The following is an 18,109-nucleotide window of genomic DNA, read 5'->3' on the forward strand; positions in this document are numbered from 1 at the left end:
CAGGTCTGAGCCCTATCGGCACAACAAAAGCCTTGATCTGACGAAAAAGGCTTTGGAGCTGCCCTCTTCCACAGCAGCTACCCAACCAAACACATTCAACCTCCACATGTTGTGTTCGTCAATCCCAAAAGCACTAGATCTGGTGTTTGGGAGCAGCCCCCCCGGGTCCTTAGCTGGAGAGGTGCCCACCACAGCCCATGAGCAGCTGGATTGACGAAGAACACCGCGGCGTCCGCTATGGATTGAGGGGAGAGGTGCTGGTCGAGGAGACCAGTCCGTTCCAGCGGATCAGCGTGATTCGCAGTGAGCGCTACGGGCGGGGGCTGCTCCTGGATGGCTGCTGGATGACAGCGGAACAGCAGGAACGCCATTACCACGAGGCTTTGGTGCATCCAGCCCTGTGCAGTGCCAGCTCAATCGCGCGAATTCTGGTGATTGGCGGCGGAGACGGCGGCACCGCGCGGGAATGCTTGCGCCACCCAGACGTCCAGCGGCTGGACATGGTGGAAATTGACGGGCGTGTGGTGGAACTCAGCCAAGAACACCTTCCCAACATCGGCGGTTCCGCCTGGTCCGATCCGCGGTTCCAGCTCACGGTGGGCGATGGCATCGCCTGGGCCGCGCAGGCTGATGACCAGAGCTATGACGTTGTCTTGGTGGATGGCTCTGATCCCGCCGGACCCGCCGAAGGTCTGTTCAACCGCGCCTTCTTTGAAAACTGCCGACGGCTGCTCAAGCCCGGGGGCGTGTTCGGCACGCAGAGCGAATCTCCGGAAGCCTTCCGCGATGTTCACATCGCCATGGTGCGCCTGTTGCGCGAGGTGTTTGACCATGCCGACCCGCTCTATGGCTGGGTGCCGATGTACCCCAGCGGCTGGTGGAGCTGGACCTTCGCTGCCATGGGCACACCCCGCTACCGCACTCCCGACCTCGAGCGCAGCCAGGCGATCGCTGCAGGCTGCGAGATCTGGTCACCACGCTGGCAGCGGGGGGCCATGGACGCCATCCCCGCCTTCGTCGAACGGGAGCTGCAGTCATGACCGCACATCCGCCGAGTGGGCTTTTCGACACTGACGGAACCATTTTCATGGGATCCCGGCGCAACCCTGCCGACTGCCGCGTTGGCCTCTTTGGTGTGCCGTACGACGGCACCACCTCCTTTCGACCGGGCACCCGCTTTGGCCCCGCCGCCATCCGAGAGGTGAGCGCAGGCCTGGAGACCTATTGCCCACAACTCAACCTGGATCTGGAGGACCTCGCCTTTGCTGATCTCGGTGCCGTGGAGATTCCCTTCGGCAACCCTGAGCCGGTTCTGACCAAGGTGAAGCAGGCGACCGAAGCCGTGCTCGCCCTGGGCCTCAAGCCCCTGATTCTGGGCGGAGAGCATTCGATCAGCTCCGGCGCCGTGGAGGCCGTGGCACAACGCCACCCCGACCTGGTGCTGGTGCAACTGGATGCCCATGCCGATCTCAGGGACAACTGGCTGGGGGCCCGCAACAGCCATGCCTGCGCCATGCGCCGCTGTCTGGAGGTCCTTCCCAGCCAGACACTGTTTCAACTCGCGATCCGCAGTGGCACGCGCGAGGAATTCACCGAACTGCATGAGAGCGGACGGCTGATGCCCAGCATCGATGCGCTTCAAGAGGCGCTAGCTCCCTTGAAGGGAAAACCCATCTATCTCACCGTCGACCTGGACTGGTTTGACCCTTCAGTTCTGCCGGGCACGGGCACCCCTGAACCCGGTGGTTACCACTGGCCTGACTTCGCCAGCCTGATCGCGATGCTCCAGGAGCATCACCTGGTGGCGGCCGATGTGGTGGAACTGGCCCCACAACTCGACACCAGCGGCATCAGCTCAGTCCTGGCCGCCAAGGTGACCCGCAGCCTGCTTCTCCTACTCGGTGCCGATTAATAGAAGTGCCGCGCATCAATCCGCTGCTGCCGCAAACGGCTGTGCTGTTTGCTGAGCAATTGCAGCACCAGCGTTGGGTGCCGGTGGATGAGTGCCAGAAAGTTGGTACGGCTCAGGCGGAACAGCGAAACAGGTGTCACCGCTGTGGCATCACGGCTGTGGCATTCGGTGCCATCCACCAGATCTTCGTAGAAAAACAATTCACCGGAACCAAAGCGGATGCGGTTCAAAGGACCGCTGCTCAGCTCCACCCATCCCCGTTCAATCACATGGATGAACTGCACCGGCTCGCCGGCGCAGAACACGGTTGTGCCGGTGGGAAGCGTCAGGCGATCCACCTCAGGCTGTTCCTGGATGAGTTCCAGAGGAGTCAGCGGAGCTGAGGCGGACAAGGCAACAACGGGGGGTGGCTGCAGTATCCCGCGATCATCCGGTGGTGGCCATGACCAATGGCTGAGCCGTGGATGGATCCGAACTCACGTCAAGCTGCGATCCAGTTCCAACTGACGCTCACCAACGCTGCTGCTCTGCAGAGCCGGAAGCTTGGGAGAACGGGGGGTCCAGTGGTGACAGACCATCAGATCCGCAATCTCGGCATGCACCTCCAACCGGCGCAGACGGCACCAACCCTTGGCACCTGCCGGAAGGGTGCAGTACTGACAGCTGCGACAGCAGGAGCTGATGGCCAAACAAGCGCCCCGGAAACGCGCTCAAGCTAGTGACGGCCTACAAAACGGACCATGAGTAGGGGCAAATTTCCGGGTTCCCTTCCGGATCGTGAAGCCCTCCATAAGAATGCGCTTCCCATCGGCCGCCCCCATGTCCCTGCAGCGCACTCCCCTGTTCGAGTCCTGCCGCAGCGCCGGGGGCCGCATGGTGCCGTTTGCCGGCTGGGAGATGCCGGTTCAGTTCAGCGGTCTGATCCAGGAACACAAGGCCGTTCGCGAAAGGGTCGGCATGTTCGACATCTCCCACATGGGAGTGCTGCGCCTCGAAGGTGCCAATCCCAAGGATGCGCTGCAACGGCTGCTCCCCAGCGATCTGCACCGCATCGGGCCCGGCGAAGCCTGCTACTCCGTTCTGCTGAACGAGCGTGGCGGCATCCGCGACGACCTCATCGTTTACGACTGCGGTGCCATCGATGCCGAACGGGGTGCGCTGGTGCTGGTGATCAATGCCGCCTGCGCCGACAGCGACACCGCCTGGATCCGTGCACAGATGGAACCCGCTGGCCTGACGGTGACCGACATCAAAAAGGACGGCGTGCTGCTCGCTCTGCAAGGCCCTGAGGCCATGGGGGTGCTTCAGGAGCTGAGCGGCGAAGAGCTCAGCGGCTTGCCCCGCTTCGGCCACCGGATGCTCAACCTCAAAGGTCTGAGCCAACCGGTGTTTAGTGCTCGCACGGGCTACACCGGCGAAGACGGTGCCGAGCTGCTGCTTAACGCCAACGACGGACAAAAGCTCTGGCAGCTTTTGCTCGATCGCGGTGTCACCCCCTGCGGCCTGGGGGCGCGGGACACCTTGCGGCTGGAGGCCGCCATGCACCTTTACGGCCAGGACATGAACGACGCAACCAACCCCTTCGAGGCGGGATTGGGTTGGCTCGTGCACCTGGAAATGCCCGTGGATTTTGTGGGCCGGCAGGCACTGGAGCAAGCGGCGGAATCCGGACCAACCAAACGCCTCGTGGGCCTCAAGCTGCAGGGTCGTGCCATCGCCCGCCACGACTACCCCGTTGTCCATAACGGGGAGACGGTGGGCATCGTCACCAGCGGCACCTGGTCCCCCACCCTGGAAGAAGCGATCGCCCTGGCCTACGTTCCCCCGTCCCTCGCCAAGCTCGGCACAGAGCTGAGCGTGGAGATTCGCGGTAAGGCCCAGCCGGCAACGGTCGTTCGCAAGCCCTTCTACAAACGAGCCTGAAGCTCACCGCTGCTGTGGGAAACTCGCTCTTCTCCAGTTGAGACATCCCATGCGCAGCAACGGTTGCGGCGACCTGCGCGAACAGAACATCGATCAGCAGGTGCAACTGTGCGGCTGGGTGGATCGACGCCGTGATCACGGCGGGGTGATTTTCATCGACCTGCGGGACCGCAGCGGGACGGTGCAGATCACGGTGGACCCGGATCTGGGTGCCGACGCCTTCGCCGTCGCCGAGCATCTGCGCAGCGAAACCGTGCTGCAGGTTGAGGGGAAAATGCGGGCCCGGCCTGGCGAATCACTGAACGACAAGCTGGCCACGGGGGCTGTGGAAGTTCTCGCCAGCGGCATCACCGTGCTGAACAGCGTGAAAGGCAACCTGCCCTTCCCCGTGTCGGTTCACGACGAGGAGAACACCCGCGAAGAACTGCGGCTGCGCCACCGCTATCTGGATCTGCGCCGCAAGCGCATGAACGACAACCTGCGGCTGCGGGCCCAGACCATCCAGGCCGCCCGTCGCTTCCTGGAAGACGCAGGCTTCATCGAGGTGGAGACCCCGGTGCTGACCCGCTCCACGCCGGAAGGCGCCCGCGACTACGTGCTGCCCAGCCGGGTGTGCGGCGGCGAATGGTTCGCCCTGCCCCAGTCCCCCCAGTTGTTCAAGCAGCTGCTGATGGTGGGCGGCATCGAGCGCTACTACCAGGTGGCCCGCTGTTTCCGCGACGAAGACCTGCGGGCCGATCGCCAGCCGGAATTCACCCAGCTGGACATCGAGATGAGCTTCATGGATCAGGAGCAGATCCTTGAGTTGAACGAATCACTGATCTGCGCCATCTGGAAGGCCGTGAAGGGCGTCGAACTGCCGCGGCCCTTCCCCCGCATGACCTGGCATGACGCCATGGATCGCTACGGCACCGACCGGCCCGACACCCGCTACGGCATGGAGCTCACCAACGTGAGCGACATCGTCAAAGACATGGGCTTCAAGGTATTCAGCGGTGCCGTGAAGGCCGGCGGTGCGGTGAAGTGCATCGCGGTGCCCGGCGGCAACGATGCGGTGAGCAACGTGCGGATCAAGCCGGGCGGGGATGTGTTCAGCGAGGCCCAGAAAGCCGGTGCCGGTGGCCTGGCCTTCATCCGCGTGCGCGACGGCGGTGAAATCGACACGATCGGCGCCATCAAGGACAACCTCAGCGATGAGCAGAGGCAGGAGCTGCTCAGCCGCACCGGCGCACAACCCGGCACCCTGCTGCTGTTCGGCGCCGGCGACACCGCAACGGTGAACAAGGCCCTCGACCGGGTGCGCCAGTACCTGGCCAAGGAACTGGGCATGGTCAAGGCCGACCGGGACAACGACCAGTGGAACTTCCTCTGGGTGGTGGACTTCCCGATGTTCGAGTTCAACGGCGACGAGAACCGTTACGAGGCCCTGCACCACCCCTTCTGCGCTCCCAATGCTGAGGATCTCGGCAGCGATGCGTCGAAGTGGGCCGAAACCCTGCCCGGAGCCCGGGCCCAGGCCTACGACCTTGTGCTCAATGGCCTTGAGCTCGGCGGTGGCTCCCTGCGCATCCATGACTCCGCCCTGCAGCGTCAGGTGTTGCAGACGGTTGGCTTGCCCCTCGAGGAGGCCCAGGAACAGTTCGGCTTCCTGATGGACGCGCTCGATGTGGGCGCACCCCCCCACGGGGGCTTGGCCTTCGGTGTGGACCGGATGGTGATGCTGCTGGCGGGAGAGGAATCGATCCGCGACACCATTGCCTTCCCCAAAACCCAGCAGGCCCGCTGCCTGATGACCAGTGCCCCAGGGGGCGTGGCCGACAAGCAGCTGGAGGAACTGCACGTGGCCAGCACCTGGGTCGAGCCCGACCAGGAGGACTGACCTCTGCGGCGGGACTGAGCAGATCCCGAAGGGAATCAGCGCATTTGTCGCACCGCGGTCAACGGCGAGGAACCCTGAAGTTGGACTTCACCAAGGCCAGCTTTTGCCCAGCAAGCCCCGAAGGACCGGGGGGACCCGTGAGCGCCGCAGCAGCGGCACCACGGATCTGCTGCGGCTTTATCTCCAGGACATCGGCCGGGTTGACCTGCTCACCAATGAGGAGGAGGTCACCCTGGCCCGTTTGGTGCAGCGCCGCGAAGCACTGCTCAGCCAGCAACAGAAGCTGGCTGAAAGCGATGCCGCCATCGGTGAACTGCACCGTCTCGAAGAACTGCAACGCCGCGAAGCCAACCAGCACAGCCACTGGCCAACCAAACAGGAGTGGGCCCGCGCGGCCGGACTGCCCTTGGCCGAGTTGCAGCAGCGAATTGACCGGGGCTATCAGGCCTGGGCGGAACAGGCCCAGCTGGAGGCCAAAGATCTGAAGCTGGCCCTCCGCAACGGACGGCGAGCCAAAGACCACATGATTCAGGCCAACCTGCGCCTGGTGGTGGCGGTGGCCAAGAAGTACCAACAGCGGGGCATGGAAATCCTGGACCTGGTCCAGGAGGGAACGCTCGGGCTGGAACGGGCCGTGGAGAAGTTCGACCCCACCCGTGGTTTCCGCTTCAGCACCTACGCCTACTGGTGGATTCGACAGGGCATCACCAGGGCCATCGCCACCCAGAGCCGCACGATCCGTTTGCCCGTTCACGTCACCGAAAAACTGAACCGGATCAAACGGGTCCAGCAGGAGATTGCGAGCAACGAAGGGCGCATTGCCTCGATCGCGGATCTGGCGCGCGAGCTGGGAATCAGTGAAGACACCGTGCGCCAGACCCTGGCCCGGGTGCCCCGTTCAGTGTCTCTGGACACCCGCGTCGGCCGCGAACAGGACACCCAGCTCGGAGATCTGATCGAGGACGGCCACGCCACCCCCGAGCAGACCCTCACCCACGACGAACTCCACAACGACCTGGAGCATCTCCTGGATGAACTCACCAGTCGGGAGGCCGCTGTTCTGCGCCGGCGCTTCGGCTTGGAGGACGACACGCCCCAGACCCTTGCCCAGATCGGGGAAGAACTGAAACTCTCAAGGGAGCGCGTCCGTCAGATCGAAACCCGCGCCCTGCTCAAACTGCGGCAACCCCAACGACGAAGCAAAGTCCGGGATTACATCCAGGGCCTGGATTCCTGAGTCAAAATCGCGCCATCTGTACTTCAATCGCAATGAGCAGCTCGATCGACATCGGCATCTCCGAAGATCAGCGCCGGCAAATTGCAGATGGTCTGTGACGGCTGCTGGCCGACACCTGGGTGCTGTACGGCAAGACCCACGGATTTCACTGGAACGTGACCGGTCCGATGTTCAACTCCCTTCACGAGATGTTCGACGGCCAGTACAACGAACTCTGGGACTCTCTCGATGAAATCGCCGAACGCATTCGTGCCCTTGGCATGCCAGCCCCGTTCGGCGACAGCACTCTCACCAAGCTGGCCTCCCTCAACGAAGCGAGCTCCATCCCAGCGGCAATGGAGATGGTGCAGCAGCTGATGAGTGACCACGAGGCCATGGCACGCACCGCCCGCAGCGTCTTCGACATCGCAGACGCTGCCAATGATCAACCCACTGCAGACCTGCTCACACAACGGCTGCAGGTGCACGAGAAAACCGCCTGGATGCTGCGCAGCCTCCTGCAGAGCTGAACGAAAGGGCGTCGGGTGACTCTGGAGGTCTGGCATCGCGCCAGGTAATTTGAAGAGTCGCCCGGCAGGTCATGGCCAAATTCGTCTTCATCACCGGTGGTGTGGTGTCCAGCATTGGCAAGGGAATCGTGGCGGCGAGCCTCGGCCGGTTGCTGAAGTCGCGGGGCTACAACGTTTCGATCCTCAAGCTGGATCCCTACCTGAATGTGGATCCCGGGACGATGAGCCCGTTCCAGCATGGTGAGGTCTTCGTCACCGAAGACGGCGCCGAAACCGATCTCGACCTGGGCCATTACGAGCGCTTCACCGACACGGCGATGTCACGCCTAAACAGCGTGACCACCGGCTCGATCTACCAATCGGTGATCAACAAGGAACGCCGCGGCGACTACAACGGCGGCACCGTTCAGGTGATTCCCCACATCACCGGCGAAATTCGTGAGCGCATCCATCGGGTTGCCTCCAACAGCAATGCCGATGTGGTGATCACCGAAATCGGCGGCACCGTCGGTGACATCGAATCACTGCCTTTCCTTGAAGCCATTCGCGAATTCCGTGAGGACGTGGGCCGCAACGATTTGGCCTACATCCACGTCACTCTGCTGCCCTTCATCGGCACCTCCGGCGAACTCAAAACCAAGCCAACCCAGCACTCGGTCAAGGAACTCCGTTCCATCGGCATCCAGCCGGATGTGCTCATCTGCCGCAGTGATCGCGACATCAGCGACGATCTCAAACGCAAAATCGGCGGCTTTTGCGGTGTACCCACCCGCGCCGTGATTCCTTCCTTGGATGCCGACAGCATCTACGCCGTGCCACTGATCCTCGAGCAGGAGGGACTGTGCCGTGAAGTGCTGGACGTGCTGAAGCTGACCGACCATGACAGCGACATGGCGGCATGGGAACAACTGGTCAACAAGCTGCGGAACCCCGGGCCGTCTGTGAAGGTGGCCCTGGTGGGCAAGTACGTGCAGCTGAACGACGCCTATCTCTCCGTCGTCGAAGCGTTGCAGCATGCCTGCATTGCCCAGGATGCCTCCCTCGACCTGCACTGGGTCTGCGCCGAACAGATTGAATCCGACGGAGCCGATGCACTCCTGCGGGGGATGGATGCTGTGGTCGTGCCCGGTGGTTTCGGCAACCGTGGCGTGGATGGAAAGATTGCAGCGATTCGCTGGGCCCGGGAACAACGGGTGCCCTTCCTGGGGCTCTGCCTTGGAATGCAAACCGCTGTGATCGAGTGGGCTCGCAACCAGGCCGGCCTCACCGAGGCCACCAGCGCCGAATTGAACGAAAACACACCGCACCCCGTGATTCACCTGCTGCCGGAACAACAGGACGTGGTGGACCTCGGCGGCACGATGCGCCTGGGCGTCTACCCCTGCAGGATTGCGCCGGGAACCCTGGCCCAAAGGCTTTACGGGGACGAGGTGGTCTACGAACGGCACCGCCACCGCTACGAATTCAACAATTCCTATCGCAATCTTTTCCTGGAATCCGGCTACGTGGTGAGTGGCACCTCCCCGGATGGACGCCTGGTGGAGTTGATCGAACTGAAAGGGCATCCGTTCTTCACTGCCTGCCAGTACCACCCCGAATTCCTCTCACGCCCGGGACACCCCCATCCATTGTTCCGGGGATTGATCGAAGCGGCCCAACAACGCCTTCCCGATTCACCGGCTCAGGCCCTGCGTCAACAGGGGGACATCGCGATTCCATGACCCGCATCAATGGCTGACTCCCAGCGTCTTCCCGTGGTGGAAACGTTCCATTCCCTGCAGGGAGAAGGCCACCATGCAGGACGCAGTGCATTTTTCATTCGGCTCGCCGGCTGCAGCGTGGGCTGTCCCTGGTGCGACACCAAACACTCGTGGCCCAGTCAGGCACACCCTGAGCAACCCATCGATGCTTTGGCTGAAGCGGCACAGAGTGCTGCTGAGTCAGGGGCCAGCTTCGTTGTGATCACCGGTGGGGAACCGCTGCACCACGATCTACAGCCCCTCACCCAGGCCCTCGATGCGCGATGCGGTCTCCCCCTGCATCTGGAAACCAGCGGGGTGGATCCGCTGAGCGGACGCTTCGACTGGATCACCATCTCGCCGAAACGCCACCTGCACCCACGGCAAGAGCTTTTGCAGGCCTGCCATGAGCTGAAAGTTGTGGTGCATGGCCCGGAAGACATCAGCTTCGCTGCAGCAATGGCATCCCAGTGCGAGGACGACACCAAACGACTGCTTCAGCCGGGCTGGGAGAGCAGCATCGGAGAAGCCCTGGCAGTGGAGCATGTGCGTCAACACGCCCAATGGCGCCTCAGCCTGCAAAGCCACAAATGGCTTGGAATCCGCTGAACAATGCCGTTGAGGGCAGGGTCTGCTCCACTACGTTGAGGTTGAACAGAATTTGATCGCCTGAGCCATGACCTCAGTGGCCGTTCTGGGCACAGGCCTCCTCGGAACGGCGATCGCAACGCGATTGCTGGAGCAGGGTCTCCACGTCCACGTCTGGAACCGCGACCCCTCCAGGATCGTCTCGCTCGTGGAGAAAGGTGCAACAGCGATCGACGATCTGGGGCAAGCCGCGCAAAACGACAGAGTCTTGATCACCGTCTTGCGTGACGGGGCTGCCACTGCATCCGTGATCGGCGCGGTTGGGGCGTTGCCAGGCTCAACGGTGATCCCGATGGGGACCATGGGCGTGGAGGAAAGTCGCAAGCTCGCCACGCAGGTTGAGAACCAGGGAGGGCAGTACCTGGAAGCTCCGGTGCTCGGCAGCAAACCCCAGGCCCTCAATGGCACCCTGCTGGTGATGGCCGGCGGCGAAGCGCAGGTCTTCAAACAGCAACAGCCACTTCTCGCCCACCTCTGCAAGGACCCCCTGCTCGTGGGACCGGTTGGTAGCGGCGCTGCCACCAAACTGGCTCTCAATCAGTTGATCGCCAGCCTCACCCACAGCTTCTCCCTCTCCCTGCAACTAATTCAGCGGGCCGGCGTGCCTGTGGAAACGTTCATGGCCATCTTGCGGCCGTCAGCGCTCTATGCCCCCACCTTCGACAAGAAGTTGCAGCGGATGCTGGATCACACCTACGCCGATCCCAACTTCAGCACCGCCCTGCTGCGCAAAGACCTGCGCCTGTTCCTGGAGGAAGCCACAACCGCTGGGCTCCAAGATCGGGGGCTGAGCGGTTTGCTGTCCCTGCTTGAAAAAGCCAAGGACACCGAGCTGGATGAGCAGGACTACTGCGCCCTGCACGAACTCACGGTTCTGAGATGAGTCAACGCACTGCCATCGCGCTTCTATCGGGAGGTTTGGATTCGGCCACCGCTGCGGCCCTTGCCCTTGAGCAGGGCGACCGCGTCATCGCCCTGTCCTTCGACTACGGCCAGCGCCATCGCCGCGAATTGGACGCCGCTGCTGCCGTAGCTGAGCAGCTTGGCTTGGCAGAGCATCACTGCATCGCCGTCAATCTGGCCAGTTGGGGGGGCTCAGCCCTCACCGACGCCAGCATCTCGATCCCCACCGATGGCGTTGAGGAGGGCAGCATCCCCCCCACCTATGTGCCCGGGCGCAACACCGTGTTCATCTCCGTGGGCCTCAGCTTGGCGGAGGCTCGTGGAGCCGAGCGGTTGGTGCTGGGCGTGAATGCCGTCGACTACTCGGGGTATCCCGACTGCCGGCCCGACTACCTCAACGCCTTTCAGACCCTGGCCGATCTGGCCAGCAAAGCCGGTCGGGAGGGCCATGGCGCCCAACTCTGGGCACCTCTTGTGCAGTGGAGCAAGGTGCGCATCGTTGAGGAAGCCCTTCGCCTGGGTGTTCCGATCGAAGCAACCTGGAGCTGTTACAGCGGCGGCACGCACCCCTGCGGCGTCTGCGACAGCTGCCGCATCCGTGATGCAGCGCTCCGCGAGGCAGGCCGTTCTGACCTCTGCAGTTCTTCAGCGGCATGATCCGCCCACACCGGCTTGAGCTTCCCTGGCAGGAGCCCCAAGCCCTCGCGCACCAACTGGCCCATGCCTACGGCGAGGAAGGGATGGTCTGGCTGGATGGCGACGGCAGCAGCCTGGGCCGATGGGCCACCCTGGCGGTGGCACCCCAGGAGATCGTCTGCTGCCGCGGTCTCCCCGACGAGCCAGGAGCCAGCAATCCCTTCGAGGCACTGCGGGGGCTGGCCCCAGGGCATTGGTGCGGCTGGCTGAGCTATGAAGCCGCCGCCTGGGTGGAACCGGGAAACCCCTGGGCCAGCGACGGCATGGCCACGCTGTGGATCGCCCGCCACGATCCGGTGCTTCGCTTTGATCTGCAAAAGCGCAGGCTGTGGATCGAAGCCAGCAGCCCGGCTGCTCTGGACCGCCTCACCCAACAGCTGGCCTCCGTCACTAAGCAGCCCAAAGGCAAGCCCCCGTCCATCCCCCTGACGGCCTGGCATCACCACACCTCAGCAGATCACTACGCCACAGGTGTGCAGCGCATCCGTGATCTGATCGCAGCAGGCGATCTCTTCCAAGCCAATCTCACGGCCTGTTGCAGCACAGCTTGGCCCCAGGGAGGCAATGCCCTCGAGCTGTTTGTCACCCTGAGGGAGGCCTGCCCTGCTCCCTTTGCAGGACTGATCATCAGCGACCAGAACGAGGCGTTGCTGTCATCGTCCCCGGAGCGGTTTCTGCAGGTGAGTGCCGAGGGAGCCGTACAAACCCGGCCGATCAAAGGCACCAGGCCGCGCCATGGCGACCCCGAACAGGATGCGAATCTCGCCGCGGAACTCGTGTGCAGCGATAAGGACCGGGCCGAGAACGTGATGATCGTCGACCTGCTGCGCAATGACCTCGGTCGTGCCTGCCAGCCGGGTTCGATCCAGGTTCCCCAACTGGTGGGGCTCGAAAGTTATGCCTCCGTGCATCACCTCACCTCGGTCGTGGAGGGACAGCTGCAGGCCGGATTGAGCTGGGTCGATCTTCTGGAAGCCAGTTGGCCTGGGGGGTCGATCAGCGGGGCGCCGAAACTGCGGGCCTGCCAACGTCTGCATGAGCTCGAGCCCACCAGCCGAGGGCCTTACTGCGGATCACTGCTGCGGATCGACTGGGACGGCAGCTTCGACAGCAACATCTTGATCCGATCGTTGCTGCGCCAAGGCGACACCCTGCGGGCCCATGCCGGCTGCGGAATTGTCGCCGACTCTGATCCCCTTGGCGAAGCAGAGGAGTTGATGTGGAAACTGCAGCCATTGCTGGAGGCGCTGGCATGACGGCATCAGTCGCCTGGATCGACGGCCAGTGGGGAACAGCAGCAAGCCTGCAGCTCCCCCTCGACGACCGCGCCCTGCTCCTGGCCGATGGCCTCTTTGAAACCGTGCTGATCCGCAACGGTGGGCCGCAACTCCTGCAGGAGCACCTGCAGCGATGGAGCGAGAGTGCGGCCCTACTGGGCATGGACCCGCCACCGCAGCGAAACGCGCTGGAGCCCCTAATTGAAGACGCGATTCAGCGAAGCCAACTGAGCGAAGCCGATGGAGCCCTGCGCCTGAATTGGAGTCGGGGCAGCACACCCCAACGCGGAATCGGACTGTCGGCCTCAGGGCACCACCGCTTCTGGCTCACGCTCCAGGCCTGTGCACCAACGTTTTCAGCCGTCAGCACCATCACCAGTCGCCATGAACGCCGCAATGCTTCCAGCCGCTTGAGCCGATGCAAAACCTTCGCCTACGGGCAATCGATCCAGGCCCGCAGGGAAGCCCAGGAGCAAGGGGCCGACGATGCTCTGGTCTTGAACACGGCTGGAGCTCTGTGCTGCGGAACGGCGGCCAATCTGCTGGTCCGGCGACGCGGACAGTGGCTGACACCGCCCCTCAGCAGCGGCTGTCTCCCGGGGGTGATGCGGGGCCGTGCACTCGCCCGAGGCATCGCGGTGGAAACCGAGCTGGCGGCCGCGTTCGATGACGACGATCAGGCTGTTCTGATCAACAGCCTCAGCTGTCGACCGATCGCATCCCACAACGGCAAACCCATGGCGGCAACGACAACTGCAGTGGATCTATGGCAATCCCTACTCCATTGAGCCAAAAGCAAGCGATGGCCTAGATCCGAAGAATCCGGCGCACAGCCTCGTCCCAGCCATGGGCATGGGGGGCTGCCGCGAGCTGGAAACGTCCGGCAGCGATCCCGGAACGCAACTCGGGATGGGGGCCATCGGGCCCGGGCACAACAACAGCAATGTCGGCCACCTCGAGCAACGGCAGATCGTTGGGTGAATCCCCCAAGGCCAAGACCTGCACCTGCTCAGCACCCAGATGTCGCTTGAGGGTGGCCAAAGCCTTGCCTTTGCTGATGTCTGGGCCCAGCAGGTGCCCCATGCGGTTGCCCTGCACCACCGTCAGGCCCATCCGCTGCACTAGGGCCTCAAGCCGGTGACGCCCCTCCGCCGAAGGCGGTACAAAAGGCACGCTGCAACAGCGCCGCTGGGCCTGGCGTAAAGCTTCACCGCCAAGCCCCAACAACCGCTGCCCATCCTCTTCACTGAGTTCATCCAACGGACGCAGGGGCTCACCCAACTCGGCCTGAAGACGCTGCAACTGAGGTTTCAGCGCCGTCCAATCCGGCCCCAACGGCAGCTCCCAGAGCTCCCCTGCCGGAGTTTCCCCGTGCACGGCGCCACCGTTTTCAACGATGTATGGGTCATGAAGCCCCGCCTCAGCGCGAAAACCGCGCACTTCCTCCGCCGTTTTGCTGGTGCAGGGAATCACTGGAATCCGGTGCTGTTGCAGCTGACGGATCAGATCCTTGGCCGGCGACCAGTCGTAGCTGTGATCCAGCAACGTGCCGTCGAGATCGGTCACCACCCACCACGCCTGCTCGCCACTCGCGGTCATGGCTGAACCAACCAATGCACCGCATAAGGCTCTAGCGAATGCGACTGATGTGGTTCGAACACATGACCGCTCAGGCAATCGGCCCAGGGCTGGTTCAGATCACCACCCAAGCCCCTGAGGCGAAAGCTGAGACGCGCTGCCGTGATGTTGTGAACAGCCACCAGCGTTTCCCCCCCGCGGGAGCGCCGCAGGATGACGCAATCACTTCGGTCTGCGCTCAGCACCGTCATCGGGGCATCCGGGTGCAAGGCCGGATGAACAGACCGTTCAGCCAGAGCCCGCCGCAACACCGGCAGCAGCCCGGAGACATCTGAATCGGGGTCCGCCAAGCGGCGCTCCAGGGCCTGGGCCGTGAACTGGGGCCGATTCAGATCCCGGCGATGGCCCGTGCGGCGAAAGCGAGTCAGATCATTGGGAGCCGCCAGCAACGCCGGCAGATAGAAGGCGGGGACGCCTGGCAAGGCCAGGATCAACAGTTGGGTGAGCAAAAAGCGCTCCCTTTGGAAATACGTGGGATCAATCCCCCCATCCGCCATGGCACTCCACCAGCTGATGTTGATCTCGTAGGGAACCTCCTCACCGGAACTGAGCATCCTGTGGCTGACCAGTCCACCCCGTTGCTCGCAACCGATCAACAGCTGCAGCAAGCGTTTCTGGGGCATCAGGCCCTCCAGGGGTCTTAAGCCGACTCCGTCATGACAAGCGGTGAAATTGAGCAGGCCTGTCTGCGGCGGCAAGTCGGGCCAACGACTCAGCCAGGCATTGATTAAGTCAGCCCGACCACTGACACTGGCCTCCAGCAGCAAGGGCGGCAGGGGAAAGTTGTAAGCGAGATGCGCTTCATCACCGCTCCTCAGATAGGAGAGGTTTTCCTGCTCCGGCACGTTGGTTTCCGTGACCACAACCCCATCGGGACCCACCTGATCGAGCAGCAGACGCAGCACCCGAACCAGTTGGTGGGCCTGGGGCAGATGAATGCACGAGGTGTGGGGTTCTTTCCAGACAAAACCCACGGCATCCAGACGGATCCAACGCACCCCATGGCGGGCCATCCGCTGCATCAGCCGGGCAAAGCCCAGCAGCACCTCCGCACTGCGCCAGTTGAGATCCACCTGATCGGGGCCAAAGGTGGTCCAGACCTGACGCGCGCCAACAGGGCCCCTCAATTGCGTGAACAGATTGGAACTGCGCGGACGAACAACATCCGCCCAGCAGGGATCAGGGGCTGCCTCCAGCACACAGGAGCGGCCGGGCTGCTCATCGCGCATGAACTGCTGCACCCAGGGGTGAGAGGCCGACACGTGATTCAGAACGAGATCCGCCATCAGCCGTCGGCCCTCGGCCAGGGCAGCGAGGTCGCTCCAATCGCCGAAACGCTGCTCAAGCTTCGTGTGGCTGGCCACCGCAAAACCTCCGTCACTGGTGGATTGCAGGAACGGCAGCACATGAATTACCGCTGCGAAGGGCTGCAGATGGCGATTAACAAACGACTTCAGCGCTTGAAGACCCGGCACACCCTCATCACCAATGGTGTCGGCGTAGGTGATCAAGACCACATCGCCACCGTCCCAGCGATGGGTGAGCTCAGCCATATCGGCATCTCCTGACGCATCGCTCAAGATCTGCAGCAATTGCGACGACAACTCCTGGCCATCCCCGGAAGAATCAACGGGGTACAGACCGCCAAGCAGGGTCCGCAGCGTCTCGTCGCGCGGGGGCTGCATCAACTTCCTCCTCCAGGCCTTTCAGGTATGGGGCAGGACTCTGACCTCTGTTGTTGCATCGAACACCACATGGATTTTCAGCAGGGCCTGATCAGCACCGTCCACGACTACAGCTTGGGCAATCTGGATGCGGTTGCCTTCAACCAGGAGCTGAGTCAGCGACCCACAACCCTGCTGATCCCCTGCCTGATGGAGGAATTCAGCCGCCCGGCCCTCGGCCTGATTCGCGACACACTCTCAGGCCTGAAGGGACTCAACGAGCTGGTGGTGGCGCTGGCAGCCACAAGCGCCGAAGACGTCAAAGCAGCAGAAAAATTCTTCGAAGGGATGCCCTTCCCTGTCCGGGTGCACTGGACCAACGGCCCCGCTGTCCGTGAGTTGCTCGAATCCGTTGGCGAACTGGGGCTCGACGTGACCGGACCACCGGGCAAGGGCTGGGCCGTTTGGCAGGGGCTCGGGGTTGCTTGCCAAAACGCCGAGGTGGTTGGCCTGTTCGATGCCGACATCAGAACCTTTGGATCGGCGTATCCAGAGCGCATGCTCCGTCCCCTGCTGGATCGATCCCACGGCATTGCCTATGTCAAGGCGTTCTACAGCCGTCTATCCCTCGAAACCCAGGCGCTTCAGGGCCGAGCCACCCGTCTGTTTGTTGGCCCACTGCTGGCCAGCCTGGAGCAGGTTTTCGGGCCTCTGCCCTACCTGTCGTACCTGCAATCCTTCCGCTATCCCCTGGCTGGTGAATTCGCCTTCACCGCCGATCTGGCGATGAATCTGCGCATTCCTTCGGACTGGGGACTGGAGGTGGGTCTTCTGTCTGAGGTGTATCGCCATGTGGCCTCCAGCCGCATCGCTCAAGTGGATCTGGGATTGTTCGATCACAAACACAAGGAGCTGGGTCAGCAACCAAGCGAAGGCCTGCAGCGCATGGCGGGCGAAATTTTCGGCACGGTGCTGCGCGGCCTGATGGAACACGAAGGCTGTGTGATGTCGATGGATCAACTGCCAACTCTTGAAGTGCTGTACCGGCGAGTTGGCGAGGATCGCGTGCGGCAGTTCGGCCTTGATTCAGCGATCAATCGATTGCCCTACGACCGCCATGGCGAAGAACTGGCTGTTCAAAACTTTGCCGGTCTCCTGCGCCCCGGCTTGGCCAAAATGATGCAGGCGCCGATTGCCCATCAACTGCCCAGCTGGTCGCGACTGCGCAGCTGCAATTCAGCCCTTCAAGCTGACCTGGCCGCAGCAGGACAGGCAGATCGCACATCCCTGAAACGGCCGAATCACAATCCTCAACGCATCACCTCTGAGCTCGCTGCTTGAGGCCAGCAACTCAGCTCTCAGCCCAGCTGCTCCCGCTGCCTCGTGATCCAAACCGTTGCAGCGCGCTGGGAATGCCAAGCCTGAAGCAATTGCTTGGCCAACACCTGCAGCTGCTGTGGATCGATTGTTGATTCGATCACGCGATTCATCCGCTCAACATCGAATTGTTGAGAGAAACTCAAATTGACTGATTTCTCCATTCTTCAATCCCCAACTACAAAACAATCATGCAAACAGCTGCAAAAAAGAGTTGTTTCAGTTGAAACGAAAGTGCCGCTATGTGCAATGGCCAAAACCCGGAGCTTCGCCCGCCCCACCAAAACCTGACCAGAACCGTGATGATCGATACAAAAGCGACCTGCTCTGTATCAACTCATCTGTATCAAATCTAAAGGCGTGCTGATTCGGTGACCAATCAAACACTCCTCTTGCCTTGAGACCACGAGATTGGCATCATTCCAGATACTCAAGATGATTGAGTGTGTTTATCAGAACGACACCAGCCGGATGGTGATCGTGAAATGCATTGGTGCAGACCACTTCTACCGAGAAAAGGTGGTGATGCCCACAGAGGTCTTTTGGTTTGAAGCGCCCGAGGATGCGCGCCTGGAAATCTGGAAAATGTCAATGACAGGGCAGATGCTGCATGTGCGTGCCGACGTGAGCGATTACGCCATGGATGAAGAGCCTGCAACAGAATCAATCTGGGCCAGCTGAACCAACCCAGGAAAAGCCATCACGAG

General features: G+C 62.4%; 18 protein-coding genes and 1 pseudogene. 14 read left to right on the forward strand and 5 right to left on the reverse strand.

The genetic code is table 11. The annotated features are described in order from the left end of the window. The first annotated feature begins 197 nt into the window (after positions 1–197). Positions 198–1,040, forward strand: a complete 843-nt coding sequence (speE, locus tag SynA1562_RS12415) for a polyamine aminopropyltransferase (protein ID WP_186494096.1) — start codon at positions 198–200, stop codon at positions 1,038–1,040. Beyond that, a complete protein-coding gene (gene speB, locus SynA1562_RS12420; protein WP_186494097.1) occupies positions 1,037–1,912 on the forward strand; it encodes an agmatinase in 876 nt (291 codons plus the stop codon). Before speE ends, speB begins: the two co-directional genes overlap by 4 nt. Here the strand turns inward: speB and SynA1562_RS12425 are convergent. Beyond that, complete coding sequence (locus tag SynA1562_RS12425) at positions 1,909–2,304, reverse strand: Crp/Fnr family transcriptional regulator (protein ID WP_186494098.1); 396 nt, start codon at positions 2,302–2,304, stop codon at positions 1,909–1,911. The genes speB and SynA1562_RS12425 overlap by 4 nt on opposite strands. An 84-nt stretch (positions 2,305–2,388) precedes the next feature. Beyond that, positions 2,389–2,601 (reverse strand): hypothetical protein, encoded by a 213-nt coding sequence (locus SynA1562_RS12430; protein ID WP_186494099.1) that lies wholly within the window; start codon positions 2,599–2,601, stop codon positions 2,389–2,391. 130 nt (positions 2,602–2,731) lie between these two features. Between SynA1562_RS12430 and gcvT the strand changes: the two genes are divergently transcribed. From gcvT to SynA1562_RS12480, 10 genes and pseudogenes are all read left to right on the forward strand, one after another. Further along, positions 2,732–3,835: a glycine cleavage system aminomethyltransferase GcvT gene (gene gcvT / locus SynA1562_RS12435; RefSeq protein ID WP_186494100.1), complete on the forward strand. Its 1,104-nt coding sequence runs from the start codon at positions 2,732–2,734 to the stop codon at positions 3,833–3,835. A 49-nt stretch (positions 3,836–3,884) separates the two neighbouring features. Continuing rightward, entirely contained in the window at positions 3,885–5,714 is a 1,830-nt protein-coding gene (aspS, locus tag SynA1562_RS12440; protein ID WP_186494101.1) for an aspartate--tRNA ligase, read from the forward strand. Positions 5,715–5,817: 103 nt separating this feature from the next. Continuing rightward, the gene (locus SynA1562_RS12445) at positions 5,818–6,951 is read left to right on the forward strand and encodes an RpoD/SigA family RNA polymerase sigma factor (protein WP_186494102.1); all 1,134 of its coding nucleotides are present in this window, start codon (positions 5,818–5,820) and stop codon (positions 6,949–6,951) included. A gap of 26 nt (positions 6,952–6,977) precedes the next feature. Continuing rightward, positions 6,978–7,460: pseudogene (locus tag SynA1562_RS12450) on the forward strand (Dps family protein). Between the two features lie 71 nt (positions 7,461–7,531). Beyond that, entirely contained in the window at positions 7,532–9,181 is a 1,650-nt protein-coding gene (locus tag SynA1562_RS12455; protein WP_186494103.1) for a CTP synthase, read from the forward strand. 9 nt (positions 9,182–9,190) lie between these two features. After that, positions 9,191–9,808, forward strand: a complete 618-nt coding sequence (locus tag SynA1562_RS12460; RefSeq protein ID WP_186494104.1) for a 7-carboxy-7-deazaguanine synthase QueE — start codon at positions 9,191–9,193, stop codon at positions 9,806–9,808. A 67-nt stretch (positions 9,809–9,875) separates the two neighbouring features. Beyond that, the gene (locus SynA1562_RS12465; RefSeq protein ID WP_186494105.1) at positions 9,876–10,730 is read left to right on the forward strand and encodes an NAD(P)-dependent oxidoreductase; all 855 of its coding nucleotides are present in this window, start codon (positions 9,876–9,878) and stop codon (positions 10,728–10,730) included. Further along, positions 10,727–11,407, forward strand: coding sequence for a 7-cyano-7-deazaguanine synthase QueC (queC, locus tag SynA1562_RS12470; RefSeq protein WP_186494106.1), 681 nt, complete (start codon positions 10,727–10,729; stop codon positions 11,405–11,407). Before SynA1562_RS12465 ends, queC begins: the two co-directional genes overlap by 4 nt. Further along, on the forward strand, positions 11,404–12,702 hold the full coding sequence (locus SynA1562_RS12475; protein WP_186494107.1) for an anthranilate synthase component I family protein: 1,299 nt from the start codon (positions 11,404–11,406) through the stop codon (positions 12,700–12,702). The genes queC and SynA1562_RS12475 overlap by 4 nt, the downstream gene beginning before the upstream one ends. Next, positions 12,699–13,511 (forward strand): aminotransferase class IV, encoded by an 813-nt coding sequence (locus SynA1562_RS12480; RefSeq protein WP_186494108.1) that lies wholly within the window; start codon positions 12,699–12,701, stop codon positions 13,509–13,511. The genes SynA1562_RS12475 and SynA1562_RS12480 overlap by 4 nt, the downstream gene beginning before the upstream one ends. A 19-nt stretch (positions 13,512–13,530) precedes the next feature. On the opposite strand, the gene SynA1562_RS12485 is transcribed toward SynA1562_RS12480, so the two are convergent. Next, complete coding sequence (locus SynA1562_RS12485; protein WP_186494109.1) at positions 13,531–14,322, reverse strand: HAD-IIB family hydrolase; 792 nt, start codon at positions 14,320–14,322, stop codon at positions 13,531–13,533. Beyond that, positions 14,319–16,046, reverse strand: a complete 1,728-nt coding sequence (locus tag SynA1562_RS12490) for an alpha-amylase family glycosyl hydrolase (protein WP_186494110.1) — start codon at positions 16,044–16,046, stop codon at positions 14,319–14,321. The genes SynA1562_RS12485 and SynA1562_RS12490 overlap by 4 nt, the downstream gene beginning before the upstream one ends. Before the next feature lie 69 nt (positions 16,047–16,115). On the opposite strand from SynA1562_RS12490, the gene SynA1562_RS12495 reads away from it, so the two are divergent. Next, positions 16,116–17,366 carry a glycosyl transferase gene (locus SynA1562_RS12495; RefSeq protein WP_186495444.1) on the forward strand — a complete coding sequence of 417 codons (1,251 nt, stop codon included), beginning with the start codon at positions 16,116–16,118 and terminating at the stop codon, positions 17,364–17,366. A gap of 17 nt (positions 17,367–17,383) precedes the next feature. On the opposite strand, the gene SynA1562_RS12500 is transcribed toward SynA1562_RS12495, so the two are convergent. Then, positions 17,384–17,515: a hypothetical protein gene (locus SynA1562_RS12500; RefSeq protein ID WP_255445671.1), complete on the reverse strand. Its 132-nt coding sequence runs from the start codon at positions 17,513–17,515 to the stop codon at positions 17,384–17,386. Positions 17,516–17,837: 322 nt separating this feature from the next. On the opposite strand from SynA1562_RS12500, the gene SynA1562_RS12505 reads away from it, so the two are divergent. After that, complete coding sequence (locus tag SynA1562_RS12505) at positions 17,838–18,083, forward strand: DUF1830 domain-containing protein (protein ID WP_186495445.1); 246 nt, start codon at positions 17,838–17,840, stop codon at positions 18,081–18,083. Positions 18,084–18,109 lie beyond the last annotated feature (26 nt).

The organism is Synechococcus sp. A15-62 (assembly GCF_014280075.1).
In the GTDB taxonomy this organism is placed as follows: Bacteria; Cyanobacteriota; Cyanobacteriia; order PCC-6307; family Cyanobiaceae; genus Parasynechococcus.